The sequence below is a fragment of the Agrobacterium genomosp. 13 str. CFBP 6927 genome (assembly GCA_900012615.1).
Classification (GTDB): domain Bacteria; phylum Pseudomonadota; class Alphaproteobacteria; order Rhizobiales; family Rhizobiaceae; genus Agrobacterium.
In genome coordinates, this window is sequence record LT009756.1 from 1084060 (window position 1) to 1105645 (window position 21586).

Consider the following 21586-nt stretch of genomic DNA (forward strand, 5'->3'; position numbering starts at 1 on the left):
ATACGGGCAAGAAGGACGATCACGCGATGCAGCAGGATCACGGGACGGAATTAGGTCAGGGGATGGAACAGGGCATGGACGCAGTAGCGCAGGACAATTTGGACAAGGTTCAGCCGGTGATCGAGGGCGAGAACCTCTGGGACAGCCCCGCCCGTTTCATCAACCGCGAATTCTCCTGGCTGCAGTTCAACCGCCGTGTTCTGGAAGAAACGCTGAATACGGATCACCCGCTTCTGGAGCGGCTGCGTTTTCTCTCCATCTCCGCCGCCAATCTTGACGAGTTCTTCATGGTTCGTGTCGCCGGCCTTGAAGGGCAGGTGCGCCAGAAGATCACGGTCAAGACGCCCGATGGCAAGACGCCGGCCGAGCAGCTGGAAGACATTCTGAAGGAAATCGACAATCTGCAGATGGAGCAGCAGGCCTCGCTTGCCGTTCTGCAGCAATATCTCGCCAAGGAAGACATCTTCGTCGTGCGCCCTGCGGCACTTTCCGATGCGGATCGGACCTGGCTGGGCACGGAATTCGAGGAACGCATTTTCCCGGTGCTGACGCCGCTGTCCATCGACCCTGCGCACCCGTTCCCGTTCATTCCGAACCTCGGCTTCTCCATGGGCCTGCAGCTCGACAGCGTCAATGGCCGCGAGCCGATGACCGCGCTTCTGCGCCTGCCGCCGGCGCTCGACCGTTTCGTGCGTCTGCCGGATGACAGGAACGCCATCCGCTACATCACGCTTGAAGATGTGGTGGGCCTGTTCATTCACCGGCTTTATCCCGGCTATACGGTGCGTGGTTTCGGCACCTTCCGCATCATCCGCGACAGCGATATCGAAGTGGAGGAAGAGGCGGAAGATCTGGTCCGTTTCTTTGAAAGCGCCCTGAAGCGCCGTCGCCGCGGCTCCGTTATCCGCATCGAGACTGACAGCGAAATGCCGCAGTCGCTGCGCCAGTTCGTGGTGCACGAACTTGGCGTGCCGGATAATCGCGTCGCCGTTCTGCCCGGCCTTCTCGCACTCAACACCATTTCGGAAATCGTGCGGGCGCCGCGCGACGACCTGAAATTCGAACCCTACAACGCCCGTTTCCCCGAGCGCGTGCGCGAACATGCCGGCGATTGCCTCGCCGCCATCCGCGAAAAGGACATGGTGGTTCACCACCCCTATGAAAGCTTCGACGTGGTTGTGCAGTTCCTGCTGCAGGCCGCACGCGACCCCGACGTGCTTGCCATCAAGCAGACGCTTTATCGCACCTCCAATGACAGCCCGATCGTTCGCGCGCTGATCGACGCGGCCGAAGCGGGTAAGTCCGTCACCGCGCTGGTGGAGCTGAAGGCACGTTTCGATGAAGAAGCCAATATCCGCTGGGCGCGCGACCTGGAGCGAGCCGGCGTGCAGGTGGTGTTCGGCTTCATCGAACTGAAGACCCATGCCAAGATGTCGATGGTGGTGCGCCGCGAAGACGGCAAGCTCCGGACCTATTGCCACCTCGGCACCGGCAACTATCACCCGATCACGGCCAAGATTTATACCGACCTTTCCTTCTTCACCTGCAACCCGAAGATCGCCCATGACATGGCGAATATCTTCAACTTCATCACCGGTTATGGCGAACCGGAAGAAGGCATGAAGCTCGCGATTTCGCCCTATACGCTGCGCTCGCGCATCGTGAAGCACATCAATGAAGAGATCGAACACGCCAAGCGCGGCGCGCCTGCGGCGATCTGGATGAAGATGAATTCGCTGGTCGATCCTGAAATCATCGATTCCCTTTACCGTGCCAGTGCAGCCGGTGTGGAAATCGATCTTGTGGTGCGCGGCATCTGCTGCCTGCGTCCGCAGGTGCCGGGCCTGTCGGACAATATCCGCGTTAAATCGATCGTCGGCCGCTTCCTGGAGCACAGCCGCATCTTCTGCTTCGGTAATGGTTTCGGCCTGCCTTCCGACAAGGCGCTGGTCTATATCGGCTCCGCCGACATGATGCCGCGCAACCTCGATCGCCGTGTGGAAACGCTGGTGCCGCTCACCAACCCCACCGTGCACGAGCAGGTTCTTTCACAGATTATGCTGGGCAATCTCATTGACAACCAGCAGAGCTACGAGATACTTGCGGACGGAACGTCGAGGCGCATCGAGGTGCGTAAAGGCGAAGAACCGTTCAACGCGCAGCACTATTTCATGACCAATCCCAGCCTTTCCGGACGTGGTGAAGCCTTGAAATCCAGTGCGCCCAAATTGATTGCCGGGTTGATTTCGTCCCGCAAGAAACAGGCTGAATGACTCGATCAGAAGCACAGGGGCGGCTGACCGGCCTTGCCCCCGTTTCCGTCATAGATATTGGTTCGAACTCCGTTCGTCTCGTCGTATATGAAGGCCTCTCCCGCGCGCCCGCCGTGCTGTTCAACGAAAAGGTCCTTTGCGGTCTCGGCAAGGGGCTGGCGCTGACGGGCCGCATGCATGAGGAAGGTGTTGGCCGGGCATTGATGGCCCTACGGCGCTTCCATGCGCTTTCCGAACAGGCGCAGGCGCAGCAGCTCTACGTGCTGGCAACGGCGGCAGCGCGTGAAGCGGAAAACGGGCCGGATTTCATCCGCGAAGCCGAAGCGATCCTCGGTTGCGAGATCGAGGTGCTGTCAGGCGAGAAGGAAGCGCTTTATTCCGCCTATGGCGTTATCAGCGGTTTCCACGAGCCGGATGGCATTGCCGGCGACCTGGGCGGTGGTTCGCTTGAACTCATCGACATCAAGGGCAAAAGCTGCGGCGAGGGCATCACCCTGCCGCTCGGCGGCCTGCGACTGTCGGAGCAATCGGACGGCTCGCTGGAAAAAGCCGCGACCATTGCCAGAAAACACGTCAAATCCTTCGCAAAACTTCTGTCCGCGGGCGAGGGGCGTACCTTTTATGCCGTGGGCGGCACATGGCGAAATATCGCCAAGCTGCACATGGAAATCACCGGCTATCCGCTGCACATGATGCAGGGTTACGAATTGCCGCTGGAAGAAATGCTGAATTTTCTGGAAGAGGTTATCGTCTCCAGGGACAGCAAGGACCCGGCCTGGCAGGCGGTATCCAAGAACCGCCGTTCGCTGCTGCCCTTCGGCGCCATCGCCATGCGTGAAGTTCTGAAGGTCATGAAACCGGCAAAGATCGCCTTCTCGGCGCAGGGCGTGCGCGAAGGTTATCTCTATTCGCTCCTGACGGAGACCGAGCGGGATTCCGATCCGCTGCTGGTCACCGCCGACGAACTTGCCATTCTGCGCGCCCGTTCGCCTGAACATGCACGTGAACTGGCGGACTGGAGCGGCCGCACTTTCCCGGTCTTCGGTATCGAAGAGACGGAAGAGGAAAGCCGTTACCGGCAGGCGGCCTGCCTTCTGGCCGATATCAGCTGGCGCGCCCATCCAGACTATCGTGGCCTGCAGGCATTGAACATCATCGCCCATTCCTCCTTCGTGGCGATCACCCATCCGGGCCGCGCCTATATCGCGCTTGCCAATTATTACCGTTTCGAGGGGCTGAACGACAACGGCACCACCCAACCGCTCGCAGCCATGGCTGGCGATCGCCTGCTGGAGCTGGGGAAACTTCTCGGCGGCCTGCTGCGCGTCGTCTACCTCTTCTCGGCTTCGATGCCTGGCGTCGTCGACCACCTGAAATTCCGCAAATCCACCAATCCGGATGTGGACCTGGAATTCGTCGTACCGCATGATTATTGCGATTTCGCTGGTGAGCGTCTGGACGGACGTTTGCAGCAGCTTGCGAAGCTGACGGGCAAGCGGCTGGCATTCGTGTTCGAGTAACGAACGGATGTTTTTTCGTTTGCGCCTGCAGCAATCGCCGGCCGGAACAGTTGTAACGACGCGCTAGGACCAGCGCTCGCAAAAGGCTTCGATATCGCTTGATTGAAAGTCGCTAAGCCGCGCGATGATCGTTTCGAACGGCCAGTCCCACCAGGCGATTGCAGTGAGCGTCTCCGCGATACGCCGTGAAAATCGCTCGCGAATGATTTTTGCGGGAACGCCACCGACGATCGTGTAGGCCGGCACGTCCTTGGTGACGACAGCGCCGGCTGCCAGCACGGCGCCGTTCCCAATTTTCACGCCCGGCAACACAATGACCCCGTGACCAATCCACACATCGTGACCGATGATGGCGCGGTCCTGTTTGCGCTGATCGAAAAAGGCGTCGTCGCGGACAGCATCTGTTGCGTAATATTCCGGGCAGTAGCTGAAACGATGCATGGACGGTCTATCCATCGGATGGTTTGGCGCTCCTATCCTCACGTCCGCAGCGATGGCGCAGAATTTTCCAATGGTCGCATCTCCGACCATGCATCGGGGGCCAAGATAGGAGTAATTTCCGAGTTCCACATTGTGCAGGGAGGTATCCGCCAAAATTTCGCAACATCTACCGATAGCTGCATCTCTGATGCTCGCGGTGGGATGGATGACGGTTTCTGCGATTTTTGGACGGTTGATTTGTGCAGTCGAATCCATTCCAGCCTCCGGATTTGCGCCTGCTTAGCCGGGGATGATGAAGGCTCTGTGACGTGAGACTGCCAGATAAGCCCGACCTTGCCGGGCTACTGCGTGTCGCCCGAAACTATGCTTTCAGGCAGAAGGGCAGCGCGGTCAGCCGCCTGAAACATCCGCAGCAGCGTCTTTCTTTTTCCAGTAATGGTCGGATATGTTTTGAGCGTTCCTGATGAGGTGGGCTGCAACTTCGGGGTCCCCGCCCTGGAATGTTCCCCTGTTGGCGCCGCATAACAACAGGAAAAGCTGCTGATGTGCGACGGCGGCAAAATACTCATAGGCGGGCGGCTGTATTTCTGAGCCAATGCTCTGGAGTTCCTCGGCGGCCTGTTTGCTGGCGCGCTCAAGTGCTGCGTCAATTGCAGCCACCATAGCCTCTTCTGTCCGTTCCACTATATTCTGTGCCTGCCGTTCGGCGGGCGTCAGGACAGGACAGCTATCATTCATCGGACATATCTCCTCGCTGCGTCTCGTTTTGCGAGCCGATACTATCGCATGGATTGTGTCCGCTTTGCGGGGAAAGCCTCAAATAATGCGTTCAAACCGCAACAACCGGTAGGCGACCGGCATCGATGTGTGAGCGGTCAGCCGTGTCCCAGCGCCTTCCTGATGCAAGCGCTGAGATAGGCATATTGCAGTGGCGTGATCCTCGCCATCGCCTCGGTGCGGGTGGCCGGCCTATCCTGATAACCGACGGGGACATCGAACTGGGCGAAGGTGAAATCCCAGCGAATGTCCTCGATGATATTGTAAAAATGGTCCGCGCCGCTGACGGCAGTTTTGGCGAGTTCGCCACCGAAAATATCCTGAACCACCAGCGCTGTGACGCCGCCCTGTCCCCGGGCGGGGTTTTCGCGCGACCAGAGGGTGCTGGTCTCGCCCGACCAGCTTTTCCTTAAGGCATAATAGAGTCGTTCGGCATGGTCCTGCATTTGGGTCTTTCCTGTTTCGGAACCGCGTTCCGGGTCAGGCATGGTCAGAGGAGAAACGGAGCGCCGCGCAGCCTGTGAAGGCGGTGGGACGCTCCGACCGTTGAATTCGCACCAGGTGCGGACGGTGCCGGAATGGATTCCGGCACCTTTTTTACTTCGCGTCGAGCAGGTCCTTGACCTCAAGCAGGACGAACTCGTTGTCATCGGCCTTGTCCAGCGCACGGCCGGCGGAGAAGGGCAGGTTGTTGTCGTTGCCGACGATGATATGCGTGGCGTCAACGCGATCGACATTCTCGATGGTGACGAAAGGCATGTCGTAGAAACTATTGCTGCCGCCCTGACGCTTCTTGTTATCAGGATCGGAGATTTTCAGCAGATCGATATAGCCGATCTTGCGCGCGGCCTTGCCGACATTGGCGTCATTGAACTCGATCTTGTAGATGCGCTTGACCTTGGAGGGCACGGCAAAGCAGTTTGCTTCCGGCTTCTTCGGGTCGGCGCAGGCCTTGTCGGCGGTGCCGGCGCCATTGTCACGCTCGATGACCAGCGCCGTGCTGTCGTCCAGCATATTGAAGTCGCCGATGGCTTCGCCGCCTTGGGCCAAGGGGTAAAGCCAGGTGCGGCCGGTCCATTCCTTCTTGGCGGTGTCGAGTTCGATGATGCGCAGTGCGGTCGAACCGTCTTCGGTTTTCTCCACCTGGCCGTCGGCGGTGTAGAGCGGGCCTTCGAGAAGGCCATAGAGCCTGGAGCCGTCCTTGGAGAGCGCCATGCCTTCATAACCGCCTGAACGCTTCAGGTTGAAAGCCGGCATTTTCTGCGTCGGGTTGCCGGGCAGTGCCAGGGTCGGATGATCCGGGGACTTCACCTCGATGTCGCCAGCCTTGGTGGTGATGACGTCGGTCAACTTGCCGTCGCGGGTGAATTTCAGGATGTAAGGCCCGAATTCCTCGCCCACCCAGAAACCATCGGCAACCGGCTGAATGGATTCAACGTCGAAATCCGCACCCGTCAGGTAACGCTTGCTCGAGCCTTCCAGAACGATCGGGAAGGGTGCCTTCATATCAGGGTCGGAGAGGAACACGGTTTCAAGCGCATTGACCTTGCCGGCGTCCCAGTCGAATTTCAGATGGTGAAGCATCAGCATGGCGTCGCTGGAATTGAGCTTGGAACCGAAACCATTGTCGGAAAGGCTCCAGAAGCTGCCGTCGGCCATGGCCTTGATGCCGGAAAAGCCCTGCATGGGCTGGCCGTTGAACGGCATGGAAAGGCCGGTCAGGCGCACACCGTCCTTGCCGGGCACGGTGCCGAGACCTTCAGCGCGCTTGCGGTCGGCCGTCGTGAACTTGGCGGAGGTCTTGAGGTGCTCCGGTGCATCGGCGGGTGCTGCGATGATGGTATTGGCCGGCAGAATGGCGTGGGAGACCAGCTTTGCCGGAAACTCCTTCTCAACCGCATGCGAAGCGGTGGCGAGCGCAAGAAGAGCGCAGGAGGCGAAAAGAACGTGCTTCATGATGGAGACCCCTCATTTCCTGTTGAAGACAGGATTGAGGCGATATGGTCGTCGCATGACAGGCAGGTGATTGTCGTTTGAAGCTTTGATGAATTTTGATGACGATGTCCTAAAAAGCCAGTATTGCCCCCGCGTCTTGGCTTAAGCAGCAGGGGCCTGATACTGGCTGAGCGTGCACACGCCGAGCGTCTGGCCGCGGCCCTTGACCGCATGTTCGCCGAGATATTCGCTGCGCACGCCCTTGGGAAGCACCAGCTGATGCGCAAGATCGGCGGAAATCAGCACGGGGTGTCCCAGCATCTTGCTCAGCGATTCGAGCCGTGAGGTGGTGTTCACCGTGTCGCCGAAATAGGTGATCTTGTGATGGTCGACGCCGATTTCGGCGGTGATGACCGGTCCGCCATGGATGGCGAAGCGCAGGCGCGGCACTTCGCCGAAGCGGGCGAGCCACATGTCGCGATTGCTTTCGATGGTCGCCTGGACGTCGAAAACGCAGCGCACGCAGGCCGCCCGCCTTATCGCCATGTGATAGGGCCAGGTGATGATGGCGGCGTCGCCGATGTAATCGTCGATGACACCGCCGTGCTTTCTCACCGGCGCGGCATAGCTTGCGAAGATTTCACCGAGAAACTCCTGCGCCTTCAGGTCACCATGGGTTTCGGCGAAGGAGGTGGAGCCGACGAGATCGATGAAGATGAAGACCCGGTCTTCGCTCACCGGGCGTCTGTAGCGCCCGAGAATGAGGTCGATGAAGATATCGCGGCCGAGAAGCTCACGCACGCGCATGATGAAAACGATGATGCCGCAGACGATGAGGGTAAAGACGAGGGTTTGCACCTCGGCATGCACCGCCCGCTTCCAGGTGCCGGGAAATATCCCGCTGAGCCAAAGGATCGTGCCACCAAGCCCGAAGCCGCAAAAGACGAGGATGGCGTAGATAATGAGGCCGACGGCGATATAGGCCGGTGTCGGCAGGGCGCTGACCTGCCGCGACAGGCCCGGCATGATATAGCCGCGCTCGAAAGCAAGGATGGGCGTGCAGGCGAACAGCGCATAGGTAGCACCGATCAGCGCGCCGCCGCCATATTCCAGAAGCGCATAGGCCACGCCGCTGCCGGCCACGGCAACGAAGAGCACCACGTAATCCAGAATGGGCAGCAATTTTCTCATATCGGTTCTTGATCTCGGGAAGGGAAGCCCGCCGTTCCCGCCGGGCGAAGCTTCTGTTCAGGTCATATGCGACATTAATGCGGAAAATGCGCTGCAAAAAGTGACCTTTCGGTAAGGTCACATGAAGGATTGGAAAGGTTGTTGCCCTGTTGCCGCAAAACGGGTGCTGATACCGCGTTACGTCTAATAGGATGTTCTGTAATAGACGGTTTCAAGCGGGGATTGCGGTCGGTCGTCCGGCGAGCGGTTCGACCATTTGACCGGAAAGGCGGCAAAGCGCAGCCGGTTGCCCTCTATCCATGCCCGGTCGAACAGGGTTTCTCCTCTGCCGGCGAAAGTGATTGCCGCGCAGGTTTTGCCGTCGACATCGAAAGGAATATTCTCTTTCCAGCCGCTCAGGCCGCAACCGGTGCCTTTCGGGTCGCCATTATAATGTTCGACGACAGCGGGGTCGTTCGGCGTCATGGTGATCGAGGTGACGGTATGGGCAAACAGCAGGCTGTCATGGTCTTTCAGCCCGCCATCCAGCGCGCCTTCGTAACGCACCTGCACAGTCGGCTGCTGGCAGCTGTTGCGGGCGTAGATCTGCGAGACGGCATGCATGCTTTCGCCACGTATCGTGATGCGCGTAACGATGCCGTGCCGGTCATTCTTGCCGATTTTCAGGCAGTCGGTCGTCCATTCTCCCTGAAGATCGACCTTGCCATCATCGGCGTGGGTGCTTGCGGGGGCAGGGAGGATGCCTGCGACCGCCACGGAGGCGGCCACCAGAAGCGTGCTGGCAGGTTTCATGGCAATACCCTCAAAGCGCAACTATCGGCACAGAGATGGAATGCGATGCGGGCGAAATTACGGTCCGGCGCGCGGGCGATTACGGCTCGCTCGCTGCCACCTCAACCGCCTCGACCTTCTTGCCGGCGAAACGCAGCGCCACTTCGCCGTTGATGAGTTTCAGCGCCACATCACCGAAGAGTTCCCGCCGCCAGCCGGTCAATGCGGCCACGCTCGCCTTTTCGCCCTCGGAGGCGATCTTGTCCAGATCCTCGCTATTGGCGATGACCTTGGCGGCGACGCCATGCTTGTCGGCGGTCAGCTTCAGGAGGACCTTCAGCAGTTCCACGGCAGCACCGGAGCCTTCCGGCGCATGGCTGTGACGCGGTGCCTTCGGCATGTCTTCCTTGGGAAGCGCCAGCGCCGCGTTCACGGTTTCGATGATGGCCGTGCCGGAAGCGGAACGCTCCCAGCCCTTCGGGATGGTGCGAAGCCGCGACAGGGCCTCGGCATCCTTCGGCTGCTGCTGGGCGATTTCGAAAATGGCGTCGTCCTTCAAAACGCGTGAACGCGGCACGTTGCGCGACCGCGCCTCACGCTCGCGCCAGGCGGCGACGAATTTGAGGATCGCAAGTTCCGTCGGCTTGCGCAGACGCGATTTCAGCCGCAGCCACGCATCGTCGGGATGCATGTCGTAGGTATCGCGCGATTCGAGAATATCCATCTCTTCGGTCAGCCACAGCGAGCGGCCTTCGCGCTCCAGCTGCGCCTTCAGCGCCAGATAGACGTCGCGCAGATGGGTCACGTCGGCCAGCGCGTAGTCCAGCTGCTTGTCGGTCAGCGGGCGGCGGCTCCAGTCGGTGAAACGCGAGGATTTGTCGATCTGCACATTCTTGATCTTCTGCACCAGCTGGTCATAGGAGATCGAATCGCCGAAACCGCAGACCATGGCGGCGACCTGGGTGTCGAAGATCGGATGCGGAATAAGCCCGCCGAGATGGTAGATGATTTCGATATCCTGGCGCGCGGCGTGGAAAACCTTCACGACGGCAGGATTGGCCATCAGCTCGAAAAGCGGGGTCAGGTCGATACCCTTGGCGAGCGGGTCAACCAGCACCTCGAGCGTCGGGCTCGCCATCTGCACGAGGCAGAGTTCCGGCCAGAAGGTCGTTTCCCGCAGAAATTCGGTGTCGATGGTGATGAATTCCGATTTCGCCAGTTCCGTGCAGGCTTCGGCGAGGGCGGCAGTCGTTTCAATCATTGCAAATGGCCACTCGTGAAAATTATCCGTCTTACTTTCCCTTTGCCGGGCGCATGTCAATACAAAGCCCGCTTTTGAAGGCTTAAGGATCGTTTTTCTCGGGCGGATTTGGCTCTTGCCCGTCCTTTTTGGGTGGCGGGGGCGCGGCGAGCTTCTGGAAATAGGCGGATGTGCGCAAAAGCGAGCGGAACCGCCAGTTTCTCTCCTCTACGGGAACGCCCTCGCGCACCCGTAGCCGGTATATGGTGTAGGCGATGAAAACGATCTGGATCGCGGCCGTATAGCTGAACAGCGCTTTCGGACCGAACTGGTCGATCAGCACGGAGGCAAGCAGCGGCCCGACGGTTGCGCCCACCGACCAGAAGAACAGCAGCCCGGCGGAAACCATCGCATGTTCGCCCTCCTTGGCATGGTCGTTGCCGTGGGCGGAACTCAACGAATAGAGCGGCAGGGCGAAGGCGCCAAAGATGAAGACGCCGATGATGTTGCTCCACTCATCCGTGCCGGCAAAGAAGGCGAGAAACAGGCCGACGATCACCGACCCGGCCGTGGTGGCGAGAATGATGATGCGCCGGTCGTAGCGGTCGGAATAGACGCCGAGCGGATATTGCAGCACCACGCCGCCGATGATGCCGGCGCTCATGAAGGTGGCGATGGCGGTGACGGAAAGCCCGATCTGTTCGGCATAGATCGGTCCGATATTGCGAAACGCCGCCATGCTGAGGCCGACGGCCACGCAGCCGACCACGGCAAGCGGCGAGATGCGCCAGACCGCGAAAAGATTGAAGGGAATCTGTTTCGGCGGCGCGGGGTTGGATTTGTCGGCAAGCGAGATCGGCACCAGCGACAGCGTGAGCGCCATGGCGATCAGCGAAAATACCACCGGTCCGTCGATGCCGGCGATGGGAATGATATATTGTGCGAGCGTCACGGAGCCGAGATCGACGAAGCGATAGATGGAAAGCGTGCGTGCCCGGTTGGAATTCGTCACCTGCGCGTTGATCCAGCTTTCTATCGCCGCGAAAAGACAGGCGACAGCAATGCCGATGACGAAACGCATCAGCATCCAGAACAGCGGATGAATGACCAGCGGCATGGCGATCGACGCGGCCGACGCGACGGCCGCCATGGTGGCGAAGGTGCGGATATGGCCGATCTTGCGCAGAAGCCGCGTCACCGAAATGCAGCCAAGCGCAAATCCGATGCTGTAGGCGGCGCTGATGAGGCCGATGGTGCTGGCCGAAAATCCTTCGGAGAGGCCACGCAAGGCTATATAGGTTCCCTGCAGGCCGTTACCGCCGATCAGAATGCCGGCGGTGACGAGAAGCGGGATAAGAGGTCTGATCTGGCTCATTGCGGGCCGACTCGGTTTGGCGGGCTGATTAGGACTATCTAAAGCCAAGGAGGGGGAAAGGACAGCCAGAAGGCGACATTGTTGTGCTTTGCCTTGACAAATCAGGCTGGCCATGCGCTTTTCCGGCAAATTTCGACAGTGCCGCCCATCTGGCCCACGACACGTTCCAGGATAAAAAAATGCATCGTTACCGCAGCCACACCTGTGCCGCTCTCCGCAAGTCCGACGTCGGCGAAACCGTTCGCCTTTCCGGTTGGGTTCATCGCGTGCGAGATCATGGCGGCGTTCTCTTCATCGACCTTCGCGACCACTATGGCATCACCCAGGTGGTGGCCGATCCGGACAGCCCGGCCTTCAGGGTTGCCGAGACGGTTCGCGGTGAATGGGTCATCCGCATCGATGGCCTCGTCAAGGCGCGTTCGGAAGACACCGTCAACAAGGGCATGGCGACCGGCGAGATCGAGCTTTATGCGCAGGAAATCGAGGTTCTCGGCGTTGCCAAGGAACTGCCGCTGCCGGTCTTCGGCGAGCCTGACTATCCTGAAGACGTTCGCCTGAAATACCGCTTCCTCGATCTTCGCCGCGAAACGCTGCACAAGAACATCGTCAAGCGCACGCAGATCATCTCCGCCATGCGCACCGGCATGGCCGATGCCGGTTTCGCCGAATATACGACGCCGATCCTCACCGCTTCCTCGCCGGAAGGCGCGCGCGACTTCCTCGTGCCCTCGCGCATCCATGAAGGCAAGTTCTTCGCGCTGCCGCAGGCGCCGCAGCAGTATAAGCAGCTTCTGATGGTGGCCGGTTTCGACCGTTATTTCCAGATCGCGCCATGCTTCCGCGATGAAGACCCGCGCGCCGACCGCCTGCCGGGCGAGTTCTACCAGCTCGACGTCGAAATGAGCTTCGTGACCCAGGAAGATGTCTGGACCACGATGGAGCCGATGATGACGGCCGTGTTCGAGAAATTCGCCGAAGGCAAGCCGGTTACCAAACAGTGGCCGCGCATTCCCTACGACGAGGCGATCCGCAAATATGGCTCCGACAAGCCGGACCTGCGCAACCCGATCGTCATGGAAGCCGTGACCGAGCATTTCGACGGTTCGGGCTTCAAGGTCTTCGCCAACATGATCGCTTCCAACCCCAAGGTTCAGGTCTGGGCCATTCCGGCCAAGACCGGCGGTTCGCGCGCTTTCTGCGACCGCATGAACGCATGGGCACAGTCTCAGGGACAGCCCGGCCTCGGCTATATCTTCTGGAAGGAAGAGGACGGCAAGGTCGGCGGTTCCGGTCCGCTCGCCAAGAACATCGGCGAAGAACGCACCGAGGCGCTGCGCCAGCAGCTCGGCCTTGAGGCAGGCGATGCATGCTTCTTTGTCGCCGGCGATCCCGCCAAGTTCTACAAGTTTGCCGGTGAGGCACGCACCCGCGCCGCCGACGAGCTGAACCTGATCGACCGCGACCGTTTCGAAATGTGCTGGATCGTCGATTTCCCCTTCTTCGAATATAACGAGGAAGAAAAGAAGATCGACTTCGCCCACAACCCCTTCTCCATGCCGCAGGGCGGTCTGGAAGCGCTGGAAGGGCAGGATCCGCTCTCCATCAAGGCGTTCCAGTATGACGCGGTCTGCAACGGCTTCGAAATCGCCTCCGGCTCGATCCGTAACCAGTCGCCTGAACTGATGGTCAAGGCCTTCGAAAAGGTGGGCCTGTCGCAGAGCGATGTGGAAGAGCGTTTCGGCGGTCTCTACCGTGCCTTCCAGTATGGCGCGCCTCCGCATGGCGGTTGCGCTTTCGGCATCGACCGTGTCGTCATGCTGCTTGTTGGCGCGAAGAACCTGCGCGAAATCACGCTGTTCCCGATGAACCAGCAGGCGCAGGACCTCCTGATGAACGCGCCGTCGCCGGCAACGCCGACCCAGCTTCGTGAGCTGGCGCTGCGCGTCGTTCCGTCCAAGAAGGACTGATATGGTGAAGACGCTGCTCGACCGGGTTCGTGCAGCCTTCACCCGTGGATTGGCGGCCGCACTTGCGGCCGCTTTTGCGTTCTGGGTCGCGCATCGGTGGCTGGGCCATCCGCAACCCGTCTTTGCCGCAATCAGCGCGCTTATCTGCCTTGCTCCGGGAATTCCAAGCCATGTTCGCCAGGGCCTTGGCCTGATGGTTGGTGTCACCGTCGGCATTCTCGTCGGGGAGATTGCGCTCCTCGTCCCGCATGATGTCGCTGAAATCCGGCTGGCCTCGGCGACTTTCATCGCCATGATCCTCGCCTCCATGTTCGGCCTGCCGCCGGTCGTGCCGATACAGGCTGGCGCTTCGGCCATGCTGGTGCTTTTGATGGGGCCGCAGGCTGCCGGTTTTGTCCGTTTTGTCGATGTGATCGTGGGTGTGGCGACAGGTGTGGCCGTAGCGCTCGTCTTCTTTCGCGAGCGGCTGAAGCTCTAGCGGTCTTGTCATAAAACCTTAATTAAACTGACAAATCCAGTAGAGGAGTTCTTAAACCTTCTCAATCATTCATCCCATCGTGAAATCTGCAAACGAGGGTTGAATGTTTTCGCTGATCTCGACGTTTAAAATTGCGCATCGCGTATCCATGCTCGCACTGGCAGCGCTGTGCGGGATCGCCGTCATCGCGGGCATGCTGCTCTGGCAAAGGCAGATGGAGGCGCGTTATCGCGTCGCCGAAGAGACGCTGATCGAGCGGGACGGGGTGCTGGCGGCGCTGGAGGACGGTTTGCATGAAAGCCGTCTTCATCAGAGAGATTTTCTGCTGACCCGCGATATGAAATCCGTTGCGCGGCTTGACCAGACGATGGATCAGGTCCGGCAGTCTTTGAACCATCTCGCAGACGAGGCGACGCCGCAGACCCGGACGCGGCTTGAAGCGCTCGCGCAGGGTGCTGCTGCTTATTCTGACCGCATGAAGGCGCTGGTCGCCAAGAATGCGGAACTGGGCCTCACGCCGACAGAGGGCCTTGAGGGCGCCATGCGCAATGGCGTGCATTCCATCGAAAAGCTCATCGACACCGTCGCCAATGCCGAAATCCGTGCCAGCATGCTGATGATGCGCCGGCATGAAAAGGATTTCATTTTGCGGCGCGATGAAGCCTACACGGGCAAACATGCCGCCGAGGTGGAAACCTTCAAGGCGCTGGTGAAGCAGGAATACCGGCCGGGCGCGGAGCGCCAGCGCATCATGGATGCTCTGGAAATTTACACTGCCTCCTTCCGCTTTTATGCGCAGGCCGTGCTGGAGGAGCAGAAGGCGCGCGAAACGGTCGCCACTGCGTATAATGCGCTGCTGCCCGTTGTCGCGGATATTTCCACGGCCTATCGCCAGGAGCGGGAAGCCAGCGCGCTGAAAAATCAGACTGCGGCGGAAACAACCGTTTCCATCGTTGTCGCGCTTATCGCGCTCGCCGTTATCAGCCTTTTTGCCGGAGTTTATCTCATTGGCCGTTCGATAACCCGTCCAGCCACCGCCATTACCGGCGCGATGCGTCGTCTGGCGGGAGGTGAGACGGAGCTCGACGTCCCCGGCCTTCGCCGCAGTGACGAGTTTGGCGCCATGGCGCAGGCGCTTGAGGTTTTCCGGCAGGCGGCCATCGCCAAGATAGAGCTGGAGACCGAAGCCCTTGTCGCCCGCCGGCAGGCCGAAGAGGAAAAAGCGCGGTTCCAGCGCGAGGCGGAGGCCGAGGCGAAGACGCGGCTGATGCAGGCGACAACGGGACTTGCGGCGGCGCTGCATCGCCTTGCCGCCGGCGACCTCTCCTTCGAACTCCATGAGCCTTTCGCCCCGGATTTCGAAGCCCTGCGCCACGATCTCAACCGGACGATCCGCCAGCTCGATGCCGCCATGTCCGGCGTCGTGCAGTCGAGCGTGGCGATTGATGGCGGCAGCCAGGAGATCAGCCAGAGCGCTGCCGATCTCGCCCGCCGCACCGAGCAGCAGGCCGCCTCGCTGGAGGAAACCGCTGCTGCGCTGGATGAATTGACGACGAATATCCGCATTTCGGCGGAGCGTGCGGTGGAAGCCCGTGCGGTCGCCCATTCCGCAGACGAGGACGCCAGCCGCACGGCCGATCTCGTTGTCGATACGATCATGGCGATGGAAAAGATCGAACAGTCATCGGGCAAGATCGGCAGCATCATCAGCGTCATTGATGAGATTGCCTTTCAGACCAATCTTCTTGCACTCAATGCCGGTGTCGAGGCCGCACGTGCGGGCGAGGCGGGACGCGGTTTCGCCGTCGTTGCCCAGGAAGTGCGGGAACTGGCGCAACGCTCCGCAAAGGCGGCCGCCGAGATCAAGGTGCTCATTCGCAACTCCAGTACAGAGGTGAAGGACGGTGCGCGTTTCGTGCGCGAAACAGGGGCCGCCCTCTCGCGTATCGGCGGCTCGGTCAAGACAATCAACGATCATATCGAGGCGATCGCCGTCGCCACGAAGGAGCAGTCGCTCGGCCTTTCCGAAATCAACGCCACCGTCAACCATCTGGATCAGGGCACGCAGCAGAACGCCGCCATGGTCGAGGAAAACAATGCCGCCAGCGCCATGCTGGCCGGCGAGACGGCGCGGCTGAAGGAACTGGTCTATCAATTTCAGCTGAGCGAGACGGACATGCAGATGCAGAGGATGAGCCAGCGCGAAGCGGCCTGATATAGGTCCAGCCATCGAAAAGCGGGTGCGCAACTTGCCGCCCGCTTTTTTGCTGTTTATAGATGGGTTACTCACCACGGACCCGGTGAAACCCCGGGTGGCTCTTCTGGCCGCCGATCCGCCAGACAACGCAAAGCACCGACATTCCTTTTCAATCTACCGGACATGGCTCCGGCCGGTGCGTCATTCTTTGCGAAAAAATCAAATGAACAGATTTCAGACTTACAGACGTGAGTGGTTTTCCAATATTCGCGGCGATCTCCTTTCCGGCATCGTCGTGGCACTCGCCCTCATTCCCGAAGCCATCGGCTTTTCCGTCATCGCCGGGGTCGATCCGAAGGTGGGATTGTTCGCCTCCTTTGCGATTGCCTGCGTTTCCGCCTTTACCGGCGGCAGACCGGGCATGATCTCGGCGGCAACCGCCGCCACCGCCGTCCTGATGGTTACGCTCGTCAAGGAACACGGGCTGCAATATCTCTTCGCCGCCACCATCCTCATGGGCGTGCTGCAAATTCTGGCGGGCCTTGTAAAACTCGGCAGGGTGATGCGCTTCGTCTCGCGTTCGGTCATGACCGGCTTCGTCAATGCGCTGGCGATCCTGATTTTCATGGCGCAATTGCCCGAGCTGATCGGCGTGCCGGTCGAAACCTACGTCATGATCATGACCGGTCTTGCGATCATCTATCTCTTCCCGCTGGTCACCAAAATAGTGCCGTCGCCGCTGGTCGCCATCATCGTTCTCACCTGTGTCGCCGTCTTCTCCGGCATGGATATCCGCACGGTCGGCGATCTCGGTGAGTTGCCCTCGACGCTGCCGATATTCGCCCTGCCGCAGGTGCCGCTGACCTTCGAGACGCTGCAGATTATCTTTCCCTATTCCGTCGCGCTCGCCGCCGTCGGTCTTCTGGAATCGCTGCTGACGGCGCAGATCGTCGACGACATGACGGATACGGGCAGCAACAAGAGCCAGGAATGCATCGGGCAGGGGACGAGCAATATTGCGTCTGCCCTCATCGGCGGCATGGGCGGCTGCGCCATGATCGGCCAGTCCGTCATCAATGTCAGTTCCGGCGGTCGTGGCCGCTTGTCCACCTTCGTCGCGGGCGCGTTTCTGCTGTTCCTCATACTGGTGCTGGATGATCTCGTGCGCATCATTCCCATGGCCGCGCTGGTGGCGGTGATGATCATGGTCTCCATCGGCACCTTCTCGTGGCGTTCGATCCTTGATCTGCGCCGCAACCCGCCATCGTCAAGCATCGTCATGCTGGTCACGGTCGGCACGGTGCTTGCGACCCATGATCTTGCAAAGGGCGTGCTGGTCGGCGTCCTTCTTTCCGGCGTGTTTTTCGCGGGCAAGGTGTCGAAACTCTTCCATGTCCGGCCGGAGCTTTCAGCCGATGGCAGGGAGCGGGTCTATCGCGTGGATGGCCAGATTTTCTTTGCCTCGACGGAAAGCTTCATCGCCGCCTTCGATTTTGCCGAGGAGGTTGAGGCGGTGACAATCGATGTCACCCAGGCGCATCTGTGGGACATTTCGGCGGTTGGCGCTCTGGACAAGGTGGTCCTGAAATTCCGCAAGGCCGGCAGGCGGGTCGAGGTGATCGGCGTCAACGAGGCGAGCGCCCACATGATCGACCGCTTCGCCCTGCACGATAAACAGGATGGCGCTGTCGCGCCGCTGCACTGAGTGCAAAAGAAAAGCCCCGGCATGACCGGGGCTTTTTGGTTCTATTCGTTTGCCGTTACCGTCACGCCGAGCATTTTCGGCAGGGTATTCGGCGCGCCCATGGCAGCGCCCATGATCATCGGGAACGGAACCGGCTTTTCCGGCTCTGCGGTGATCGAGAAGTTCTTCGGATTGTCGATATAGGTGTTGATCGCCGCCGACACCATGTTCTGCAATTCCGGAACGTTGAGCGAGGCCATCATGATCGGCGCCATGCCCTTGATGGTCTGGGCAAGCTGGTCGCCCGTCATGCCCTGCTGGCTTGCCGCATAGTCGATGGCGCGCTTGGTGATGCTGGCGTCTTCGAAGCTGATTTCAGCGTTGACGAAGGAAAGCTGCTGCATCAGGCCGAGCATGGCGAGGCTTGCTGCCTGGTCCGCCTGTTCCTTGTTCGGATTGGCGGCCTGCGCCTTCACCGTCTCCTGCATCGACTTGATGAAGTCGAGCGTGTAGCCGGAGAAGCCGAACGACATGTTGAGACGGCCGACATTGTCGAGGTCGATGGCATATTCTTCGACGTCGATGGTGCCGGAGGCCACTTCCCAGCTGCCGCTCATGGTCATGTCGCCGGAAAGCGCCTGCAGATTGAGCTTTTCAATCGCGTCCTTCGTGCCGGGATCGGTCACTTCGCTGAGATCGGCCTTGAAGCCGGATGCGTCGAGTTCGAAACCGATAGAAGCCTTGTCGTCGCTGACGGACATGGTTGCGGTGCTTTCCTCGAGCGAGAAAGCCGGCTTGCCGTCGATGGAAACGGAAACCGGACCGCTATGCGCTTCGTCGTAGAACATCAGCGCATCGATGGTGCCGGTGGTCGCATCGCCCGGAATGACGAGGCCCGACATGTAGATGTCGCTTGCCTTGATCTCCACATTTTCCTGCTTGTAGTCGATATTATCGAAGCGGGCGTTCTTGATCTTGTAGCCGCCGTTGTTTTCCTCGACGCCTTCGAGCGTCACATTGCCGACCGGGATCTTCTTGGCCGGATCGGCGGCCGCGTTGAAGGTCACGCTGTTCAGGGTCACCGTCGAGCCGTTGACGGCGACGGAACCGGCAGCGATCTCGCCGCCCTGCGCGGCATAGGCCGCATTGATCTTCTTCAGCACATCCCCGCCATCCAGCGCGAAGGCCGGTGCCGAAAGCGTAAGAAGCGCGGCACTCGCGAAAAGAACCTGCCGGGTGGATTTCAGTCTCATGATGTTTCTTCCCTCAACGTACGGCTGTGCACCGTGTCCGAATTCGAATGGTGATACTTATATTCGCGATTATTCAAAGGTCTATAGGATTTAGATCGATTCCCATGACGGCGGCATTGCGGCATCTGCAACGCGGTTAACAAAAAACAGTATGAAAGAGTTGCTTTCATCCACAGGGCAGACCCCCGAATTTCTTGCCGGGAATCGGCATTTCCGCTAGTCAAGCACCATGGGAAAAAATCTTGTACCTCCGTCAGGCGGAGACGATAACATTCATCCGGTCGATTTGAAGGCGGCGCTTGAAGAGCGCTACCTCGCTTACGCCTTGTCCACGATCATGCATCGTGCGCTGCCGGATGTGCGCGACGGCCTGAAGCCGGTTCACCGCCGCATCATTCATGCCATGAGTGAAATGGGCATTCGCCCCAACTCGGCCTTCAAGAAATGCGCCCGTATCGTCGGTGACGTGATCGGTAAATTCCATCCGCATGGCGACCAGTCTGTCTATGATGCGCTGGTGCGTCTCGCGCAGGATTTCTCCCAGCGTTATCCGATTGTCGACGGGCAGGGCAACTTCGGCAATATCGATGGCGACGGCGCCGCCGCCTATCGTTACACCGAAGCGCGCATGACCGAGGTTGCGGCGCTGCTGCTCGAGGGGATCGGCGAAGATGCGGTGGATTTCCGCGCCACCTATAACGAAGAAGACGAGGAACCGGTCGTCCTGCCGGGCGCATTCCCCAATCTGCTCGCCAACGGCGCCTCCGGCATTGCGGTGGGCATGGCGACGTCGATCCCGCCGCACAACGCCCATGAACTTTGCGACGCGGCGCTTTACCTCATCAAGCATCCCGATGCGACGGTTGAAAAGCTGGTGGAATTCATTCCCGGCCCCGACCTGCCGACGGGCGGTGTGATCGTTGAGAGCCGTGAGAATATTCTCGATGCCTATAAGACCGGTCGTGGCGGTTTCCGCGTGCGCGCCAAATGGGAGACTGAAGATCTCGGCCGCGGCGGTTACCAGATCGTCATCACCGAAATCCCCTTCCAGGTGCAGAAATCGCGCCTGATCGAGAAGATCGCCGAGCTGCTGATTGCCCGCAAGCTGCCGCTTCTCGAGGATATTCGCGACGAATCGGCCGAAGACGTGCGCATCGTGCTGGTGCCGAAGAGCCGCACCGTCGATGCGACGCTGCTGATGGAATCGCTGTTCCGCCTGTCCGACCTCGAAAGCCGCCTGCCGCTCAACATGAACGTGCTGTCGCTCGGCAAGGTGCCGAAGGTGATGGCGCTGAACGAGGTGTTGAGCGAGTGGCTGGCGCACCGCAAGGATGTGCTGGTCCGCCGTTCCCGCCACCGTCTGGCGGCCATCGACCGCAGGCTCGAGATTCTCGGTGGCCTGCTCGTCGCTTATCTCAATCTCGATGAAGTCATCCGCATCATCCGCGAGGAGGATGAGCCGAAACAGGTGATGATGGCCAAGTGGTCGCTCACCGACAATCAGGCCGAAGCCATCCTCAACATGCGGCTGCGCAATCTGCGCAAGCTGGAGGAATTCGAAATCCGCAAGGAGTTCGATGAACTCAGCAGCGAAAAGGCCGAGATCGAGGCGCTGCTCGCTTCCGATGACAAGCAATGGCAGACCGTCGCCTGGGAAATCGGCGAGGTCAAAAAGAAATATGCCAAGGCAACCGAGATCGGCCGCCGCCGCACGCAGTTCGCGGATGCGCCGGATGCCGATATCGAGGCCATCCAGCAGGCGATGATCGAAAAGGAACCGGTCACCATCGTCATCTCGCAGAAGGGCTGGATCCGGGCGCTGAAGGGACACATGTCCGATACCTCGTCTCTCACCTTCAAGGAAGGCGACGGACCGAAACTGGCCTTCCCGGCGCAGACGACGGACAAGCTGCTGCTGCTGACGACAGGCGGCAAGGCCTATACGCTCGGCGCAGACAAGCTGCCGGGCGGTCGCGGCCATGGCGAGCCGATCCGTATCATGGTCGACATGGAAAACGATCAGGACATCCTGACCGCCTTCGTGCACGATCCATCGCGCAAGTTGCTGCTCGTCTCCACGGCCGGCAATGGTTTCATCGTGCCCGAGAGCGAAATGGTCGCGAATACCCGCAAGGGCAAGCAGATCATGAATGTCTCGATGCCGGATGAAGCCAAGCTCGCCGTGCCGGTCACGGGCGACCATGTCGCCGTCGTCGGCGAAAATCGGAAGCTCCTGGCCTTCCCGCTTTCGCAGGTGCCGGAAATGTCGCGCGGCAAGGGCGTGCGCCTGCAGCGCTACAAGGATGGCGGCGTCGTTGACGTGAAATGTTTCGCGCTCGCTGAGGGCTTGTCATGGTCCGACACGGCCGGCCGTCTGTTCAACAAGGTGGGTGAGGAATTGCGCGAATGGCTGGCCGACCGTGCCACTGTTGGCCGCACCGTGCCGAAGGGCTTTCCGCGCAGCGGGAAATTTGGCGGGTAATA

16 protein-coding genes and 1 other annotated feature are annotated in these 21586 nt (G+C 60.0%); of the genes, 7 read left to right on the forward strand and 9 right to left on the reverse strand.

The features are described 5' to 3' along the window. Nucleotides 1-26: 26 nt before the first annotated feature. Nucleotides 27-2273: an RNA degradosome polyphosphate kinase gene (locus AGR13A_RS05435; RefSeq protein WP_167377519.1), complete on the forward strand. Its 2247-nt coding sequence runs from the start codon at nt 27-29 to the stop codon at nt 2271-2273. Beyond that, nucleotides 2270-3793, forward strand: coding sequence for an exopolyphosphatase (gene ppx / locus AGR13A_RS05440; protein ID WP_080834092.1), 1524 nt, complete (start codon nt 2270-2272; stop codon nt 3791-3793). The genes AGR13A_RS05435 and ppx overlap by 4 nt, the downstream gene beginning before the upstream one ends. A gap of 63 nt (nt 3794-3856) precedes the next feature. On the opposite strand, the gene AGR13A_RS05445 is transcribed toward ppx, so the two are convergent. The 8 genes from AGR13A_RS05445 to AGR13A_RS05480 all read right to left on the reverse strand — a co-directional run bounded on the left by AGR13A_RS05445 (nt 3857) and on the right by AGR13A_RS05480 (nt 11523). Beyond that, the gene (locus AGR13A_RS05445; protein WP_080834093.1) at nt 3857-4489 is read right to left on the reverse strand and encodes a DapH/DapD/GlmU-related protein; all 633 of its coding nucleotides are present in this window, start codon (nt 4487-4489) and stop codon (nt 3857-3859) included. Nucleotides 4490-4624: 135 nt separating this feature from the next. Beyond that, the gene (locus AGR13A_RS05450; RefSeq protein WP_080834095.1) at nt 4625-4972 is read right to left on the reverse strand and encodes a hypothetical protein; all 348 of its coding nucleotides are present in this window, start codon (nt 4970-4972) and stop codon (nt 4625-4627) included. Nucleotides 4973-5109: 137 nt separating this feature from the next. Next, nucleotides 5110-5457, reverse strand: coding sequence for a YunG family protein (locus tag AGR13A_RS05455; RefSeq protein ID WP_080834097.1), 348 nt, complete (start codon nt 5455-5457; stop codon nt 5110-5112). A 151-nt stretch (nt 5458-5608) separates the two neighbouring features. Continuing rightward, nucleotides 5609-6967: an esterase-like activity of phytase family protein gene (locus AGR13A_RS05460; RefSeq protein WP_080834099.1), complete on the reverse strand. Its 1359-nt coding sequence runs from the start codon at nt 6965-6967 to the stop codon at nt 5609-5611. 141 nt (nt 6968-7108) lie between these two features. Beyond that, complete coding sequence (locus AGR13A_RS05465; protein WP_035217846.1) at nt 7109-8137, reverse strand: adenylate/guanylate cyclase domain-containing protein; 1029 nt, start codon at nt 8135-8137, stop codon at nt 7109-7111. A gap of 183 nt (nt 8138-8320) precedes the next feature. Beyond that, the gene (locus AGR13A_RS05470) at nt 8321-8929 is read right to left on the reverse strand and encodes a hypothetical protein (RefSeq protein ID WP_080834100.1); all 609 of its coding nucleotides are present in this window, start codon (nt 8927-8929) and stop codon (nt 8321-8323) included. 79 nt (nt 8930-9008) lie between these two features. Beyond that, a complete protein-coding gene (rnd, locus tag AGR13A_RS05475) occupies nt 9009-10169 on the reverse strand; it encodes a ribonuclease D (protein WP_035217843.1) in 1161 nt (386 codons plus the stop codon). Between the two features lie 82 nt (nt 10170-10251). Then, nucleotides 10252-11523 carry an MFS transporter gene (locus AGR13A_RS05480; protein WP_080834102.1) on the reverse strand — a complete coding sequence of 424 codons (1272 nt, stop codon included), beginning with the start codon at nt 11521-11523 and terminating at the stop codon, nt 10252-10254. A 179-nt stretch (nt 11524-11702) separates the two neighbouring features. On the opposite strand from AGR13A_RS05480, the gene aspS reads away from it, so the two are divergent. The 4 genes from aspS (at nt 11703) to AGR13A_RS05500 (ending at nt 17870) form a co-directional block, all read left to right on the forward strand. Beyond that, a complete protein-coding gene (gene aspS / locus AGR13A_RS05485) occupies nt 11703-13490 on the forward strand; it encodes an aspartate--tRNA ligase (RefSeq protein ID WP_080836597.1) in 1788 nt (595 codons plus the stop codon). A gap of 1 nt (nt 13491) precedes the next feature. Further along, complete coding sequence (locus AGR13A_RS05490) at nt 13492-13968, forward strand: FUSC family protein (RefSeq protein ID WP_080834103.1); 477 nt, start codon at nt 13492-13494, stop codon at nt 13966-13968. Between the two features lie 103 nt (nt 13969-14071). Further along, nucleotides 14072-16183, forward strand: a complete 2112-nt coding sequence (locus AGR13A_RS05495) for a methyl-accepting chemotaxis protein (RefSeq protein WP_080834105.1) — start codon at nt 14072-14074, stop codon at nt 16181-16183. A gap of 75 nt (nt 16184-16258) precedes the next feature. After that, nucleotides 16259-16314 (forward strand) — a sequence feature (sul1 is cis-regulatory element that is thought to sense ions involved in sulfur or methionine metabolism; They are found in Alphaproteobacteria). Between the two features lie 74 nt (nt 16315-16388). Next, nucleotides 16389-17870 carry a SulP family inorganic anion transporter gene (locus AGR13A_RS05500; protein ID WP_080834108.1) on the forward strand — a complete coding sequence of 494 codons (1482 nt, stop codon included), beginning with the start codon at nt 16389-16391 and terminating at the stop codon, nt 17868-17870. Nucleotides 17871-17911: 41 nt separating this feature from the next. On the opposite strand, the gene AGR13A_RS05505 is transcribed toward AGR13A_RS05500, so the two are convergent. Then, complete coding sequence (locus AGR13A_RS05505) at nt 17912-19102, reverse strand: hypothetical protein (protein ID WP_035217826.1); 1191 nt, start codon at nt 19100-19102, stop codon at nt 17912-17914. Nucleotides 19103-19331: 229 nt separating this feature from the next. Here AGR13A_RS05505 and parC point away from each other — a divergent pair, with 229 nt between their 5' ends. Continuing rightward, nucleotides 19332-21584, forward strand: coding sequence for a DNA topoisomerase IV subunit A (parC, locus tag AGR13A_RS05510; RefSeq protein ID WP_080834110.1), 2253 nt, complete (start codon nt 19332-19334; stop codon nt 21582-21584). The last annotated feature ends 2 nt before the right edge of the window (nt 21585-21586 follow it).